Here is a 15,460-nt window from a genome sequence, read left to right on the forward strand (position 1 = left end):
TTCCCGGGCGGGGTGCGGCAGTCGGCCGGATACCGGACCGCCGGCCACGGCCATGCGTGGCTGACCGGATCGTTCCGCAGCGCAGCCCGATCGTGGCTGGTGCGGGCCCGTGCCGTCGCCACCCGCACCACAGCGCGACCGTAGACCGTGCTTTCGGCAGGCGCGGCTCCTGCTATCGGCCGGTGTGGTTCCGGCCCGCGTTCCGATGAGTGGTGCCTCCGCGAGCGCCACCATGGCGTCATGAAGGCGATCGTTCAACAGCGGTACGGCTCACCGGGCGTGTTGCGACTCCAGGAGGTCGACAAGCCGGCTCCCGCCGCGCACGAGGTCCTGGTGCGGGTGCATGCGGCCTCGGTCAACGCGCGGGACTGGCACGTGTTGCGGGGCGACCCGTACCTGGCGCGGCTGGCCGCGCCGCAGATGATGGGCCTGCGCGGCCCCACGCGGAAGATCCGTGGTACCGACTTCGCCGGGCGCGTCGAGGCGGTCGGTTCCGGGGTGGACCGGTTCCGCCCCGGCGCCGAGGTGTACGGCGACACCGGGGACGTCCACGGCGCGTTCGCCGAGTACGTGTGCGTCCCCGCCGAGCAGATCGAGGCCAAACCGGCGAACCTCAGCTTCGCGCAGGCGGCCACGATGCCGCTGGCCGGCAGCACCGCCCTGTCGGGCCTGCGGGACCTGGCACAGCTCCGGGACGGTCAGCACGTCCTGATCAACGGTGCCTCCGGTGGCGTGGGTACCTTCGCCGTCCAGATCGGCAAGGCCCTCGGGGCCACGGTGACGGCGGTGTGCAGTACCAGGAACGTCGACCTGGCCCGCTCCCTCGGCGCCGACCACGTCGTCGACTACACCACCCACGACTTCGTCCGCCTCGGCCGGCGCTACGACGTGCTGCTCGACCTGGTCGGCAACCGCTCCCTGGGCGACCTGCGTCGGGCGCTGGCGCCGGGAGGGACGCTTGTGCTCTCCGGTGGCGGAACCTCTCGTGGCCGACCCGGTCTCGTCGGTCCGATGGGTCTGCTCATCGGGGCCCAGGTGATGGCCCGCGTCGCCCGCGAGCGGATCCTCGTGCTCCCGACGCCGCTGAGCCGCGAGCTGCTGGCGGCGCTCCGCGAGCTCGCCGAGGCTGGCATGGTGAGCCCGGTCATCGACCGGACCTACAAGCTCGACGAGGTGCCCGAGGCGATCCGGTACATGGAGGTCGAGCACGCCCGCGCCAAGATCGTGGTCACCGTCTGAACCACCTGCGGTCGGGGTGGGACCGCTCAGGACCGGTGGATCGAGCCGTCGAGGTCGGTGAGCGGACGACCCGATCCGCCCCAGGACTGGGCGATGATCTCGGCGGCGATCGCCACGGCCGTCTCCTCGGGCGTGCGGGCGCCGAGGTCCAGCCCGATCGGCGAGGAGAGCCGGGCCAGGGCGGCCTCGTCCACGCCCGCCTCGCGTAGCCGGCGTATCCGGTCGTCATGGGTACGCCTGCTGCCCATCGCGCCGATGTACCGCGCGGACGTGCGCAGGGCGACCTGGAGCAGCGGTACGTCGAACTTCGGATCGTGGGTCAGCACGCAGAGCACGGTGCGCTCGTCGACGGTGGTCGAGGCGAGGTACTCGTGCGGCCAGCGCACCACGAGGTCGTCGACGTCGGGGAACCGCTTGCGGGTGGCGAACACCGGGCGGGCGTCGCAGAGCGTGACGTGGTAGCCGAGGAATCGGCCGATCCGGGCCACTGCGGCGGCGTAGTCGATCGCGCCGAAGACGATCATCCGGGGCGGGGGGACGTACGACTGGACGAAGACCGACACCTCGTCGCGGCGCTGCTCGCCGTGGGTACCGAGATGGACGGTGCCGGTGCTGCCCTGGGCCAGCATCCCGGCGGCCTGCTGCGCCACCGCGCGGTCCAGGTCGGGCTCGCCGAGGCTGCCGGCGACCCGGTCGGGCCAGACCACGAGCTGCGCGTCCCCGATCGACGCGGTGGCCACCGGCCGACCGGCGGTGATCGCGTCGAGCACCGCGTCGGTCTCGGTCAGTGTGACGCCCGGCTGCACCAGGACCTCGATGGTGCCGCCGCAGGTCAGACCCACCCCGAACGCGTCGTCGTCGCTGACCCCGTAGATCTCGGTGCGCGCCTTGCCGGTCTCGATGGCCTCCCGGCAGAGCTCGAAGACCGCGCCCTCCACGCACCCGCCGGAGACGCTGCCCAGCACCTCACCGTCGGCGTTGACCGCCATGGTGGCGCCCGGTTGCCGGGGCGCCGAGCGCCAGGTGCGTACGACGGTCGCCACGGCGAACGCGACGCCGGCCGTACGCCAGTCCGTCAGTCCGTCCGCGATGTCCCGCATGGCTGCACCATCCGTGGACACCGGTGTCATCGTCAACCCGACCTAAGTAATTGCTTAGGTCGACGTTGACTTTGTAAACGGCCCCGACCAGATTCTGGCGGGACCCCGGAGGAGCGACATCATGCAGGTTCCGGCACCGTTCGAGTACGAGCGCGCCACCAGTGTGGACCAGGCCATTGGTTTGTTGGAGAGGCTGGGCGGCACAGCCCGGCTGATCGCCGGTGGGCACAGCCTGCTGCCGATGATGAAGCTGCGCCTGGCCAATTTCGACTATCTGATCGACATCAACGATCTGCACCCGGAACTCGGGTACATCCGGCCCGGCCGGCACGAGTTGCGCATCGGCGCCCTCACCCGGCACCGCGAGCTGCTGGAGTCCGCCGAACTGGCCGCGGCGTTCCCGATCTTCGCCGACGCGGAGCGGGTGATCGCCGACCCGATCGTGCGCAACCGGGGCACCCTGGGCGGCTCGCTCTGCCAGGCGGACCCGTCGGAGGACCTGTCGGCGGTCTGCACCACGCTGGACGCGAGCTGCGTGATCCGGGGACCCGGCGGGGTGGAGCGGATCGTGTCGATGGAGGAGTTCCACGTCGGACCGTACGAGACGGCGGTCGGCGAGGCCGAGATGCTGATCGAGGTCCGGCTGCCGGTACGCCCCGGCGGCGGCAGCGCGTACGAGAAGGTCGAGCGCCGGGCCGGCGACTGGGCCGTGGTCTCGGCCGGCGCGGCGATCTGGCTGGACCGCGGCGTGATCTCCGACGCCCGGGTCGGGCTGGCCGCGGTCGGCCCGAACACCACCGGCATCCCGGAGGTCTCGGCCGCCCTGCGCGGGCAGGCGCCCACCGAGAGCGTGTTCGCCCGGGCCGGGGAGATCGCGGCGAGCCAGTGCGAACCGGTCACCGACCAACGCGGCAGTGCCGACTACAAGCGGCATCTGGCCGCCGAGCTGACCAAACGGGCCCTGCGCCGGGCCGCCGAGCGGGCGAGGAGCTGAGCATGCAGGTCACCATGACCGTCAACGACGTCGAGGTCACCCGGGAGATCGAGGGCCGGCTGCTGCTCGTGCACTTCCTGCGGGACGTGCTGGGCCTGACCGGCACGCACTGGGGCTGCGACACCAGCAACTGCGGCACCTGCGTGGTCTGGCTGGACGGCGAGCCGGTGAAGTCGTGCACAGTGCTCGCCGCGATGGCCGGCGGCCACGAGGTGCGTACCGTCGAGGGGCTTGCCTCCGGCGCCGAGCTGGACCCGGTGCAGCAGGGCTTCATGCAGTGCCATGGCCTCCAGTGCGGCTTCTGCACGCCGGGCATGATGATGACCGCGCGGGCGCTGCTGAACCGCAACCCCGACCCGAGCGAGCCGGAGATCCGCGAGGCGATCTCGGGCCAGATCTGCCGCTGCACCGGGTACTCCACCATCGTCCGGTCCGTACGCTGGGCCGCCGTGCACGAGCAGACCGCCGCGGCCCAGGTCGTCGAGACCACCGAATCACCCGCCGCCGGCGAGATCTCCGACGCCGGCCAGCCTGCCGGGAGCCCCGCATGACGACCGTGCACGAGCCCGTGGACACGTTCCACGACAACGACCAGAAGCCGGTCGGGTACGGCCGGATGCTGCGCAAGGAGGACCCGCGCTTCGTACGCGGCCGGGGCCGCTACGTCGACGACGTGCACCTGCCCGGCATGCTGCACCTCGCCATCCTGCGGTCGCCGGTGGCGCACGCCCGGATCGTCTCCATCGACACCAGCGCCGCCGAGGCGTCGCCCGGGGTCAAGGCGGTGGTGACCGGGGCGATGCTGGCCGAGCAGAACCTGGCCTGGATGCCGACGCTCTCCAACGACGTGCAGGCCGTGCTCGCCACCGACAAGGTGCGCTTCCAGGGCCAGGAGGTGGCCTTCGTGGTCGCCGAGGACCGGTACGCCGCCCGCGACGCGCTGGAACTGATCGACGTCGAGTACGACATCCTCGACCCGGTCGTCGACGTGCGCCGCGCGCTGGAGCCGGACGCCCCGGTGATCCGCGACGACCTCGACGGCAAGACGAACAACCACTGCTTCGACTGGGAGACCGGCGACGAGGCGGCCACCGAGGCCGCGTTCGCCCGTGCCGACGTGGTGGTCAGCGAGGACATCGTCTATCCCCGGGTGCACCCGGCGCCGATGGAGACCTGCGGCGCGCTCGCCGACTTCGACCCGATCGAGGGCAAGCTGCGGCTCTGGTCCACCACCCAGGCGCCGCACGCTCACCGCACCCTCTACGCCATCGTGGCCGGCCTGCCCGAGCACAAGATCCAGGTGATCTCGCCGGACATCGGCGGCGGGTTCGGCAACAAGGTGCCAATCTACCCCGGGTACGTCTGCGCCATCGTCGCCTCGATCGTCACCGGCAAGCCGGTGAAGTGGATGGAGGACCGCTCGGAGAACCTGATCAGCACCGGCTTCGCCCGCGACTACATCATGCGCGGCGAGATCGCGGCGACCCGGGACGGCCGGATCCTGGCCATCCGCACCAACGTGCTGGCCGACCACGGCGCGTTCAACGGCACCGCCGCGCCGGTCAAGTACCCGGCCGGGTTCTTCGGCGTCTTCACCGGCAGCTACGACATCGAGGCCGCCTACTGCAAGATGACCGCGGTCTTCACCAACAAGGCCCCCGGCGGTGTCGCGTACGCCTGCTCGTTCCGGATCACCGAGGCCGTGTACCTGGTGGAGCGGATCGTCGACTGCCTCGCCGACGAGTTGGGCATGGACCCGGCCGAGCTGCGGCTGAAGAACTTCATCCAGCCCGAGCAGTTCCCGTACACGACGAAGACCGGGTGGGTCTACGACTCCGGCGACTACAAGCCGACCATGCGGCTGGCCATGGAGATGGCCGGCTACTCCGAGCTGCGCCGCGAGCAGGAGGAGAAGCGTGCCCGGGGCGAGCTGATGGGCATCGGCATCGCGTTCTTCACCGAGGCCGTCGGCGCCGGTCCCCGCAAGAACATGGACATCCTCGGGCTGGGCATGGCCGACGGCTGCGAGCTGCGCGTGCACCCGACCGGCAAGGCCGTGGTCCGGCTCAGCGTGCAGTCGCAGGGGCAGGGCCACGAGACCACGTTCGCGCAGATCGTCGCCGAGGAGATCGGCATCCCGCCGGACGACATCGACGTGGTGCACGGCGACACCGACAACACCCCGTTCGGCCTCGGCACGTACGGCAGCCGGTCCACCCCGGTGTCCGGGGCCGCCGCCGCGCTGGTCGCCCGCAAGGTCCGGGACAAGGCCAAGATCATCGCCTCGGCCATGCTGGAGGTGTCCGTCGCCGACCTGGAGTGGGAGAAGGGCGCCTTCCACGTCAAGGGCGACCCGGGCAAGTCCGTCACGATCCAGGACATCGCCATGCGCGCGCACGGCGCCGGTGACCTGCCGGACGGGATCGAGGGCGGACTGGAGGCGCAGATCTGCTACAACCCGTCGAACCTGACCTACCCGCACGGGGCGTACATCTGCGTGGTCGACATCGACCCGGGCACGGCCCAGGTGACGGTGCGCCGGTTCATCGCCGTCGACGACTGCGGCACCCGCATCAACCCGATGATCATTGAGGGGCAGGTGCACGGCGGCCTGACCGACGGCGTCGGCATGGCGCTGATGGAGATGATCGCCTTCGACGAGGACGGCAACTGCCTCGGCGCGTCCATGATGGACTACCTCATCCCGACCGCGCTGGAGGTGCCCGACTGGGAGACCGGCTACACGGTCACCCCGTCGCCGCACCACCCGATCGGCGCCAAGGGCGTGGGGGAGTCGGCCACCGTCGGCTCGCCACCGGCGATCGTCAACGCGGTCGTGGACGCCCTGAAGCCCTTCGGCGTCCGGCACGCCGACATGCCGTTGACGCCGTCGCGGGTCTGGGACGCCATGCGCGGCCAGGCCCGACCGCCGATCTGAGGAGGCGACGTGTCGACGACGATCGCCGAACGCGCCCGTGAGCTGAGCGCCGCCCGGGAGCCGTTCGTGCACGCCACGGTGGTCCGCGCGCAGGAACCGACGTCGGCGCGGCCGGGCGACGACGCGGTGATCCTGCCGGACGGGTCGATCGAAGGCTTCGTCGGTGGGGCGTGCGCCGAGAGCTCGGTCCGCGCCGCCGCGTTGGACACCCTGCGCGACGGCGACACCCTGCTGCTGCGGGTGCTGCCGGACGGCACGGACACCTTCCCCGACACCCCGGGTGCGCGGGTGGTGGTGAACCCGTGCCATTCCGGCGGCGCGGTCGAGATCTTCCTCCGGCCGATGCTGCCCGCGGCGGTGCTGGGGGTGGCCGGCAACACCCCGATCAGCGCCGCCGTGGCGACGCTGGCGAGGTTCCTCGACTTCGAGGTCGTCGAGGCCGGTGACTACTACGGCGCGACCGCCGTGGTGGTGGCCGGTCTCGGCAAGGGCGAGCCGGAGGCGATCCGGGCCGCGCTGGACGCGGGCGTGGGCCATGTGGCGCTGGTGGCCAGCCGTACCCGGGCCGCCGCGCTGCTCGACGAGCTGACGCTGACCGACGACGAACGTGCCCGGGTGCACGCGCCGGCGGGGCTGGCCATCGGCGCGCGTACCTCGTCGGAGATCGCCCTGGCGATCATGGCCGACGTGGTCCGCGCGGTCCGGTGCGACGACCTGCGCCCTCCTGCGGGCGCGCCCGTGGTGCGGCCCCGGCAGGCGGTGGACCCGGTGTGCGGGATGACGGTGACCGTCGGACCGGACACCCCGCACGCCCGGGTGGACGGCGAGGACCACTGGTTCTGCTGCCCCGGATGCCTCGCACGCTTCACGGGCGGGTAGCCGTGAACGTGACCGGTCTGGTGCTCGCCGCGGGCGCGTCGGTACGCCTCGGCGAGGCCAAGCAACTGCTGCCCTACCGTGGGCGGACCCTGCTCGACGCCACCCTGGACCTGGCCCGCTCGTGCGGCTTCGGCCAGCTCCTGGTGACCCTCGGCGGCGCGGCGGACCGGGTCCGGGACCGGGTGGACCTGACCGGGTGCGAGGTGGTGGAGAACGCGGCGTTCAGCACCGGCTGCGGCTCCTCGATCAGCACCGCCGTGCGGGCGGTCGACCCGGGCGCCGACGCGCTGGTGCTGCTCCTCGGCGACCAGCCCGGCGTCCGCGCCGACGACGTGCGGCGGCTCGCCGCCACGGACGACACCCCGCTGGCGGTGTGCCGGTACACCGACGGGCTGGGGCATCCGTTCCGGTTCGGCCGCGCGGTCTTCGCCGACCTGGCCGACCTGCACGGCGACAAGGCCGTGTGGAAGCTGCTGCACTCCGGCCGCCATCCGGTGACCGAACTGTCCGTGGACGGCCCGGTGCCGATCGACGTGGACACCCGCGCCGACTACGAGCGACTGCTGACGGGTGAGACCCGGTGAAGGACGCGCAGGACGTCGCACGCCGCCTCGACGCCGTCGACTACCTGACCGACGACGGCCTGGCGATGGCCCTGTTCCTGGCCGTACGTCTCGGCAAGCCGCTGCTGCTCGAAGGGGAGCCCGGCGTCGGCAAGACCGCCGCCGCCAAGGCGCTGGCCCGGGCGATGGACACCACGTTCATCCGGTTGCAGTGCTACGAGGGCCTGACCGCCGGTGAGGCGCTCTACGAGTGGAACTACCAGCGACAACTACTCGCCATCCGGCTGGCCGAGGCGCAGGGTTCGCGGCTGACCGACGGCGACCTGTTCAGCGCCGAGTTCCTCCAGGAACGGCCGATCCTGCGGGCGGTACGCCACCCGGGGCCGGTGCCGCCGGTTTTGCTGATCGACGAGATCGACCGCGCCGACGACGAGTTCGAGGCGCTGCTGTTCGAGTTCCTCGGCGAGGCCGGCATCACCATTCCGGAACTCGGCACGTTCACCGCGCACACCCCGCCGATCGTCGTGCTCACCTCCAACCGCAGCCGGGAACTGCACGACGCGCTGCGCCGCCGTTGCCTGTACCACTGGATCGAGTTCCCGGCGCCGCAGCGGGCCGCCGAGATCGTCCGCCGGGCGGTACCGACCGCCACCGAGCCGCTGATCCGCACCGCGACCGAGTTCGTCGGCGCCGTACGCGGTCTGGAGTTGGACAAGGCGCCCGGGATGGCCGAGGCCATCGACTGGGTGGCCGCGTTGTCCGTACTCGGTGCCGCCGACCTCGCCGGGGACGACGTCCTGGGGACCATCGGCACGATCGCCAAGACCCCCGACGACCGCGTCACCGTGGCCGCCGCGCTCGGCACACCCCCAGCAGGGTCAGTGCTCGGCACATACCAGGGGGGCCAGTGCTCAGCACCTACCAGGAGAGTCAGTCGTGAAGCTCAACAATGATTTCGTGGTCAACATCCCGATCGAGCGGGCCTGGGCGGTCCTCACCGACCTGGAGGGGATCGCGCCCTGCATGCCGGGCGCCCGCCTCACCGGCGTCGAAGGCGACGTCTACAAGGGCAAGGTGAAGGTCAAGGTGGGCCCGGTCGTCTCCGAGTTCGCCGGCACCGCGCAGTTCGTCGAGAAGGACGACGCCGCGTACCGTGCGGTGATCGACGCGAAGGGCCGCGACGCCCGCTCGGCGGCGAACGCCGCCGCCGTGGTGACCGCCGCCCTGCGGCCCGACGGTGACCGGACCCTGGTCAGTGTGGACACCGACCTGCGCATCTCGGGCAAGCTGGCCCAGTTCGGCAGCGGCATGATCAAGGAGGTGTCGGGCAAGCTGCTGGCCCAGTTCGTCACGAACCTGGAGGCCAAGCTGGCGGCCGAGGAGACCACCGCCGCCGCCACCCCGGCCTCGGCCGACGCCGGCCCCACCTCGGCTACGTCGAGCTCCGCGACCGCCTCGCCCGGGCCCGCAGCCACGACCGTCGAGGAGACGGCGACCACCGGACCGACCGTGCCGCCCGCGACCTCGGGAGAGACCGCGACCGGGGATACCGCGGCCACCGGGGACACCGCGTCCTCGGGGGAGACCGGTACCGCTGGGGAGACCGCCACCGGCGGTGGGACCGCGACCACCGGGCAGGCCGCGACCGCCGCAGCGACGGCGAGCGCCGGACCGGCGCCGGTATCCGTCGCGCCCGTGACCCGGGGCGCCGCCACGTCCACGCCGTCCGCCGCCGCCCCGGCCCGGACCGACAGCGACGACGAGGCGCTGGACCTGCTCAGCATCGCCGGTGGGTCGATCACCAAGCGCGTGGTGCCGCTGGTCGTCGGTCTCATCGTGGTCGGCGCGGTGATCGCCTGGTTCATCGCCCGCAGGTGACCTCCGGCGTGCTGCGCGGCGTCGACCGGGCCGCGTTCGCGGTGGCGCTGGCCGACCGGTTGCGGCGGGCCGGCGTCCCGGCCGGGCTCACCCAGGTCGACGACTTCGTCCGGGCGCTCGTCGCCGCGCCTCCGGCGGACCGGTCGACGTTGTACTGGAGCGCCCGGGTCAGCCTGGTGCGCCGGCACGCCGATCTGGCCACCTTCGAGGCCGTCTTCCAGGCGGTCTTCGCCGACGCGCCGCCGCTGCCGTTGACCCGCGCGGCGGCGGCCGGGCCGGGCCGCCGTGACGAGGTGCACGTGCCGCTGCCCGCCGCCACCGACAGCACCGGGTCGGGCGGTGGACTGCCCTGGGCGACGCTGCCGCCGGCGGTGGCCGAGGCGGAGGAGTCCGACGCGGCGCTGCGACTGCCCGAGCGACGCCCGGCCGCCCTCGCCGGGCTCGCCGACCGGCCCTTCGAGGACCTCGACGACGGGCAGGTGGCGCTGCTCGGCGAGGTTCTGCGGGCCGCCGTGCACCGTTGGCCGACCCGGCGTACCCGGCGGCACACGGTCAGCCCGGCCGGTCGGCGGATCGCGCTGCGGCCGACCGTGGCCCGGGCCCGCCGGACCGGGTGGGAGCCGGTGGAGGTGGTACGCGAACGGCAGGTCCGCCGGCCGCGTCGGGTGGTGCTGCTCTGCGACGTCAGCGAGTCGATGCGCGCCCAGGCGACCGCCTACCTGCACCTGATGCGGGCGTTCGCCACGGTCAGCGACGCCGAGGTGTTCGCGTTCGCGACGACGTTGACCCGGCTCAGCACCGTGCTGCGGCACTCCTCGCCGGTCGAGGCGGTGGACCGGGCCGGGGCGGCGGTGACCGACCGGTTCGGCGGGACCCGGATCGCCACCAACCTGCGTACGCTGCTCGGCTCCCACCAGGGCGAACTCGTCCGTGGGGCCGTGGTGGTGATCGGGTCGGACGGCTGGGACAGCGACCCGCCCGACGACCTCGCCGCCGCGATGGCCCGGCTGCGCCGTCGGGCACACCGGATCGTGTGGTTGAACCCGCGCGCCGGTGCCCCCGGCTTCGCCCCCCGGGTGGCCGGCATGGCCGCCGCGCTGCCCTACTGTGACCGGCTGCTGCCCGCCGGTACGTTCCAGGATCTGCTGGACGCCGCCGGTCAGCTCCAGAGCGTGACGTGGACCGCTGGTTTGAAGTGACCCACGCTGACGCCCGCGCCGCGCATCATCGCCTGGATGGCGCGGGACGTGGAGGCGAACCGGAACAGTTCCGCCGCGGCCGAGGGCGTGCCCGCGCCATCCAGCAGCAGCGAGTGCCAGCCGTCCTCGGTGGGGGTGTGCGTGCCGGCCAGCAGCAGGAGGTCACCGTTGCGGACCTCCGGCGCGACGGTGAACGCGGGCGCGGGCGCGACGCCCTTGCCCCGTTTCGCCTCGCCTAGCGCGGCGGCGTGGCTCTGGAAGATCTGCTGCTGGTCCTCGGGTACGGCCAGCCGGCGCAGCATCGCCGGGACCGCACCCAACTGGGTGGTGGCCGACGGTCCGAGCAGCCAGGTCTGCTCGCGCAGTTGGGCCGCCGACGCCCGGACGCCGGCCAGCGGATGGTCCGGTCCGACGACGGTCACGAGCCGGTAGTTCATCACCGGCCGGCAGGTGATCGCCGGGTCGACGACCGGCGGCTGGGGCCCGATCGCGATGTCCACGGCGCGGGTCAGCAGCAGCGTCTCGAAGGCGCCCGCGTCACGTACGCTCAGTTCGACGTCGAGGTCGGCGGCGCGCCTGGTGAACAACTCGATCAGGCCCGGCGCGGCGAGTTCGGCGAAGAGGCTGCAGGCGGCGACCCGCAGCATCCGGCGGCCCCGTGCCGCAGCGGTCACCTCGACCACCGTCCGGTCCTGCAGGCCCAGCAGCTCCGAGGCGCGGCTGGCCAGCCGCAGACCGCCGGGGGTGAAGGCGAGCCCGACGGCGGTACGGGAGAACAACTTGTCCCCGAACTCCTTGCGCAGTTGCGCGATGTGCAGCGAGACGGCCGACTCGGAGACGTCGAGCTGCGCGGCGGCCTGCTTGACCGAGCCCATCCGGACCACCGCGACGTACGCGCGTAACTGTGCCGGGGTCATCGACGTCGTCCCTCCTCCCACCCCGATCTCACGATCCGGACGGTCCCTCGCAGCGAACCCGATCATGCCTGTTACGCCGCGTCGCCGCCAACCCTGCCTCGTCTTGACCCTCGACATGGTCGAGGGCGCAACCTGGTGCGGTGCGGGACAGCCGACCCGCCCGGTGCGCCACCCGCCGCGGACCGCCACCGGTCACCGACTCAGCAGAGGGACAACCATGTCAGAGTCCACGACGGACGTGAACGACGCCGTGATGGACCGCCACCACGACATACTGCGGGTGCGGTCCTTCCTGCCGTCGCTGCGGCTCAACCTGGCCGACGCCCACCGCCGGGCCGGCGACGCCACCGAGGCACGCCGCCATCTGGCGGTGACGGACCTCGCCGCGCTTCCGGAGGACGGGTACGGCACGATGATCCGGTCCGGCGTCGAACGGGCCCGACAGGCGCTCGACGCCGGGTCGACCGCACCGCTGGCGCCCTGACCCGCGCCGCCGTGACCGGTCCACCCGGGCCGGGCGACGACGGGGTACGGCAACCTGGAGGTGTAACCCGTCGAGTCGCAGGGGTGGCGAAGTCACGTGAGGCGAGTCCTGGTCTTCTCCCGGACCACCGGATACCGGCACGACTCGATCCCGGCCGGTGTCCGGGCCCTGCGCGACCTGTGGCCGGACGTGGTGGCGACCGAGGATCCGGACGTCTTCACCGGTGCCAAGTTGGCCGACGTCGCCGCGGTCGTCTTCCTCAACACCAACGGCACGGTGCTCACCGACGCCGGCCGGACGGCGCTGGAGGCGTACGTGCGCGGGGGCGGAGGGTTCCTCGGCGTGCACTCCGCCGCCGCCACCGAGTACGACTGGCCGTTCTACGGCGAGTTGGTGGGCGCCGGGTTCGACCGGCATCCGCAGGTGCAGCCCGCCACCGTCACGGTGACCGATCCCGATCATCCGGCCACCGCCCACCTGCCCGCCCGTTGGCCATGGGTGGACGAGTGGTACGACTTCCGGTCGTATCCGCGCGCCCGGATCCTGCTGCGGGTCGACGAGTCCACGTACGACGGTGGGCGCACCGGGGTCGACCACCCGCTGGCCTGGTGCCACGACCGGCTGGGCGGGCGGGCGTTCTACACCGCACTGGGGCACACCGTCGAGGCGTACGCCGACGGGACGTTCCGCGCGCATCTGGCCGGGGCGCTGCGCTGGGTGACCGGCGTGCCCCGGCCCGACGGCTCCACCTGACCCCTTGCCGACACCTTCCCGGCTGCTCTACAACGATGCCGGTGCCGCCGTCGCTGTGCGACCGGGCCGTCCGCGTCGCGCAGGTGCGGCGGCGACACGGGACGGCGTTGCCGCAGGCGGCGATGGTCTTCGTGGCCCGCCACCCGACCGTCGTGTCGGTGGTCGTCGGGATCCACACCGCCACGCAGGTCGCCGACAACGCGGCTCTCTTCGCCGCACCGGTGCCCCGACACGCTCTGGGTCGAGCTGGTCAGCGAGGGGCTGATCCCGGCGCAGGACCGGCCCCGGGAGCCGTCGGCGTGATGGACACGTCCTCGCCGTCGACCCGGACGCGGACCGGGTCGCGGTGCGGTGCCCGGTCGGCCACCACCGTGAAGTCGACGACCCGGCCGTCCCGCCAGGTGCAGTCGACCCGGTAGCCGCCGCGGGCGCGCAGGCCCCGGAAGGCCCCGTCGGCCCACTCCCGGGGCAGCGCCGGCAGCAGGTGGATGGTGCCCTGGTGGCTCTGCAGGAGCATCTCGACGACGGCGGCGGTGAGCCCGAAGTTGCCGTCCAGCTGCATCGGTGGATGGTCGCAGAGCAGGTTGTCCAGCGTGTTGTAGCGCAGCAGGCCACGGATCATGTGGCGGGCCCGCTGCGCCTCGCCGAGACGGGCGAAGACCGCGGCCCGCCACGGCCATGTCCAGGAGCGGCGGCTGTCGCCCCGCACGGTGGACTCGTCGAACGGTACGCTGGCGCGCTCGCCGCACCGCGCGGTGAGCGAGACCAGGGCCGCCGCCGCCAGGTCCGGGGTCGCCGTGGGGGTGATCTGGCGGCCCGGGAAGACCGCGAACAGGTGTGAGGTGTGGCGGTGCACGTCGTCCGGGTCGTCCCGGTCGGTCAGCCACTCCTGGAGCTGGCCCCACCGCCCGATCCGATGCGGCGCGAGCCGGGCCCGCAGGTCGGCGACGACGCTGCGGTGTTCGGCGTCGACGCCGAGCGTCTCGGCGCAGTCCAGGTAGTTCTGGAAGAGGTCGGCGACGATCTGCTGGTCGTACGTGACGCCGTGCTCGCGTGGACCGTGCTCCGGCGACCAGCCGTCCGGCGCGACGAGTCGGCCGTCCCGCTCGATCAGCCGGTCCTGCCAGAACTCGCAGATCTCCTTGATCATCGGGTGGGCGGTGTCGCGCAGGTAGGCGAGATCCTGAGTGAAGGCCCAGTGCTCGTAGAGGTGCTGCGCGTACCAGGCGCTGGCGACGGTGTTCCACTCCCAGGCGTTGCCGCCGAAGATGCTCTGACTGGTCCGGGCCGTCCAGCCCCGGGTGTCGGCGCCGAAGGCGTGGCGGGTCGCGACGCGGCTCGGCACCGCCACCTGACGGACGAACTCGATCAGCGCGCGGTGGCTGTCGCTGAGGTCGGCCGTCTCGGCCGCCCAGTAGTTCATCTGCACGTTGATGTTGGTGTGGTAGTCGCAGGCCCACGGCGGTCGGTCGCTGTCGTTCCAGAGGCCCTGGAGGTTGGCGGGGAGCCCGCCGGGCCGGGAGGAGCTGTGCAGTAGGTAGCGGCCGAGGACGAACATGGTCTGTTCGAGTGCGGCGTCCTCGCCGCCCGCGCGGTAGCGGGCCAGGCGGGCGTCCGTGGGCAGCGCGACGATCTCGTCGTCGGTGTGCCCCCAGGTCACCGAGACCCGCCGCGCCACGCTGGTGCTGTCGGCCAGATGCGTCTCGCGCAGCGCCGGGTAGGACCGGTTCGCCGCGCCGTCGAGGGTGGCCTCGACGGCCGGTTCCGGCGTCGCGCCACGCCACCCGGAAGAGGCGTCCAACCGGTAGTCGGTGCGGGCGTCCAGCAGCAGCGTCATCCAGGTCGCCGCCCGTACCCGCAACCGCGCGCCCACGGCGGTGACCACGCCGTCGGTGTCGGCCAGCCGCAGCCCGGCCGCGTACCGCAGGCCGTTGCCCAGCCGGCCCCGGAAGGCGGCGGTACGCGCGGTGGCATCGACGGTCACCGGCGCGCCCTGCGCACTGGTGAGGGCGATGTCGCAGTCGAGCGGGCCGGCGCGTTCGGCCTGGTAGCGCAGTACCAGCACGTCGGCGGCGCGGCTGGCGAACGCCTCCCGCCGGACTCGCTGCCCGGCGACGGCGAAACCGGTGGTGTGGATCCCGGACTCCAGGTCGAGCGCGCGGTGGTAGTCGACCACCGGGTCGCGGACGGCCGGACTCGACGGGTCGGCGGCGGCCGGAGCGGTCGACGTGTCGAAGGTGAGCAGCAGGTCACCGAAGGGGCGGTAGCACCCGAAGCCGGTGTCGCTCAGGTCGAAGTCGTCGTCGGGCCGACCGGCGAGGGCGTTGTCGTAGCCGTCGGCCCCGCCCCACAGGCTCTGCTCGTTGAACTGGACGCGTTCCCGTTCCGGCCCGCCGAAGAGCATGGCACCGAGCCGACCGTTGCCGATCGGCAACGCCTGGGACTGCCAGTCGGCGGCGGGCCGCTGGTACCAGAGGCGGTGGCGGCCCGGCGGACCGTCGAGTTCACGCGGCATC

14 protein-coding genes are annotated in these 15,460 nt (G+C 72.7%); 11 read left to right on the forward strand and 3 right to left on the reverse strand.

Annotation, left to right across the window (positions count from 1 at the left end; translation table 11 throughout):
• The first annotated feature begins 240 nt into the window (after positions 1-240).
• Complete coding sequence (locus ID554_RS27020) at positions 241-1,239, forward strand: NAD(P)-dependent alcohol dehydrogenase (RefSeq protein WP_117228895.1); 999 nt, start codon at positions 241-243, stop codon at positions 1,237-1,239.
• A gap of 26 nt (positions 1,240-1,265) precedes the next feature.
• On the opposite strand, the gene ID554_RS27025 is transcribed toward ID554_RS27020, so the two are convergent.
• Positions 1,266-2,339: an XdhC family protein gene (locus ID554_RS27025; RefSeq protein WP_117228896.1), complete on the reverse strand. Its 1,074-nt coding sequence runs from the start codon at positions 2,337-2,339 to the stop codon at positions 1,266-1,268.
• A 121-nt stretch (positions 2,340-2,460) separates the two neighbouring features.
• On the opposite strand from ID554_RS27025, the gene ID554_RS27030 reads away from it, so the two are divergent.
• Genes ID554_RS27030 through ID554_RS27065 form a run of 8 tightly spaced genes read left to right on the forward strand, consistent with a single transcriptional unit; the run spans position 2,461 to position 10,790 of the window.
• Positions 2,461-3,333, forward strand: coding sequence for an FAD binding domain-containing protein (locus tag ID554_RS27030; RefSeq protein ID WP_117228897.1), 873 nt, complete (start codon positions 2,461-2,463; stop codon positions 3,331-3,333).
• Positions 3,334-3,335: 2 nt separating this feature from the next.
• Positions 3,336-3,884, forward strand: coding sequence for a (2Fe-2S)-binding protein (locus ID554_RS27035; RefSeq protein ID WP_117228898.1), 549 nt, complete (start codon positions 3,336-3,338; stop codon positions 3,882-3,884).
• Complete coding sequence (locus ID554_RS27040) at positions 3,881-6,271, forward strand: aerobic carbon-monoxide dehydrogenase large subunit (protein ID WP_117228899.1); 2,391 nt, start codon at positions 3,881-3,883, stop codon at positions 6,269-6,271. The genes ID554_RS27035 and ID554_RS27040 overlap by 4 nt, the downstream gene beginning before the upstream one ends.
• Before the next feature lie 9 nt (positions 6,272-6,280).
• On the forward strand, positions 6,281-7,150 hold the full coding sequence (locus ID554_RS27045; protein WP_117228900.1) for an XdhC family protein: 870 nt from the start codon (positions 6,281-6,283) through the stop codon (positions 7,148-7,150).
• The gene (locus ID554_RS27050) at positions 7,123-7,734 is read left to right on the forward strand and encodes a nucleotidyltransferase family protein (protein WP_223884277.1); all 612 of its coding nucleotides are present in this window, start codon (positions 7,123-7,125) and stop codon (positions 7,732-7,734) included. The genes ID554_RS27045 and ID554_RS27050 overlap by 28 nt, the downstream gene beginning before the upstream one ends.
• Positions 7,731-8,666, forward strand: coding sequence for an AAA family ATPase (locus ID554_RS27055; protein ID WP_117228902.1), 936 nt, complete (start codon positions 7,731-7,733; stop codon positions 8,664-8,666). The genes ID554_RS27050 and ID554_RS27055 overlap by 4 nt, the downstream gene beginning before the upstream one ends.
• Positions 8,650-9,591 carry an SRPBCC family protein gene (locus tag ID554_RS32575; RefSeq protein ID WP_117228903.1) on the forward strand — a complete coding sequence of 314 codons (942 nt, stop codon included), beginning with the start codon at positions 8,650-8,652 and terminating at the stop codon, positions 9,589-9,591. Before ID554_RS27055 ends, ID554_RS32575 begins: the two co-directional genes overlap by 17 nt.
• The gene (locus ID554_RS27065; RefSeq protein ID WP_117228904.1) at positions 9,588-10,790 is read left to right on the forward strand and encodes a vWA domain-containing protein; all 1,203 of its coding nucleotides are present in this window, start codon (positions 9,588-9,590) and stop codon (positions 10,788-10,790) included. The genes ID554_RS32575 and ID554_RS27065 overlap by 4 nt, the downstream gene beginning before the upstream one ends.
• Here ID554_RS27065 and ID554_RS27070 read toward each other — a convergent pair.
• Positions 10,751-11,707 (reverse strand): LysR family transcriptional regulator, encoded by a 957-nt coding sequence (locus ID554_RS27070; protein WP_117228905.1) that lies wholly within the window; start codon positions 11,705-11,707, stop codon positions 10,751-10,753. The two genes, ID554_RS27065 and ID554_RS27070, sit on opposite strands and share 40 nt — an antisense overlap.
• A gap of 217 nt (positions 11,708-11,924) precedes the next feature.
• On the opposite strand from ID554_RS27070, the gene ID554_RS27075 reads away from it, so the two are divergent.
• Entirely contained in the window at positions 11,925-12,191 is a 267-nt protein-coding gene (locus tag ID554_RS27075; protein ID WP_117228906.1) for a hypothetical protein, read from the forward strand.
• 96 nt (positions 12,192-12,287) lie between these two features.
• The gene (locus tag ID554_RS27080; protein ID WP_117228907.1) at positions 12,288-12,944 is read left to right on the forward strand and encodes a ThuA domain-containing protein; all 657 of its coding nucleotides are present in this window, start codon (positions 12,288-12,290) and stop codon (positions 12,942-12,944) included.
• A 250-nt stretch (positions 12,945-13,194) separates the two neighbouring features.
• On the opposite strand, the gene ID554_RS27085 is transcribed toward ID554_RS27080, so the two are convergent.
• A complete protein-coding gene (locus ID554_RS27085) occupies positions 13,195-15,459 on the reverse strand; it encodes a glycoside hydrolase family 95 protein (protein ID WP_117228908.1) in 2,265 nt (754 codons plus the stop codon).
• Position 15,460: the final 1 nt, after the last annotated feature.

Origin of the sequence: Micromonospora craniellae, from assembly GCF_014764405.1 — a bacterium.
Lineage (GTDB): Bacteria > Actinomycetota > Actinomycetes > Mycobacteriales > Micromonosporaceae > Micromonospora > Micromonospora craniellae.

Excerpts from the sequence above, each read along its gene's own strand:
- ID554_RS27020 (WP_117228895.1), top strand. The coding sequence starts at position 241 with ATGAAGGCGATCGTTCAACAGCGGTACGGCTCACCGGGCGTGTTGCGA.
- ID554_RS27025 (WP_117228896.1), bottom strand. The coding sequence starts at position 2,339 with ATGCGGGACATCGCGGACGGACTGACGGACTGGCGTACGGCCGGCGTC.
- ID554_RS27030 (WP_117228897.1), top strand. The coding sequence starts at position 2,461 with ATGCAGGTTCCGGCACCGTTCGAGTACGAGCGCGCCACCAGTGTGGAC.
- ID554_RS27035 (WP_117228898.1), top strand. The coding sequence starts at position 3,336 with ATGCAGGTCACCATGACCGTCAACGACGTCGAGGTCACCCGGGAGATC.
- ID554_RS27040 (WP_117228899.1), top strand. The coding sequence starts at position 3,881 with ATGACGACCGTGCACGAGCCCGTGGACACGTTCCACGACAACGACCAG.
- ID554_RS27050 (WP_223884277.1), top strand. The coding sequence starts at position 7,123 with ATGCCTCGCACGCTTCACGGGCGGGTAGCCGTGAACGTGACCGGTCTG.
- ID554_RS27070 (WP_117228905.1), bottom strand. The coding sequence starts at position 11,707 with ATGACCCCGGCACAGTTACGCGCGTACGTCGCGGTGGTCCGGATGGGC.
- ID554_RS27075 (WP_117228906.1), top strand. The coding sequence starts at position 11,925 with ATGTCAGAGTCCACGACGGACGTGAACGACGCCGTGATGGACCGCCAC.
- ID554_RS27085 (WP_117228908.1), bottom strand. The coding sequence starts at position 15,459 with ATGCCGCGTGAACTCGACGGTCCGCCGGGCCGCCACCGCCTCTGGTAC.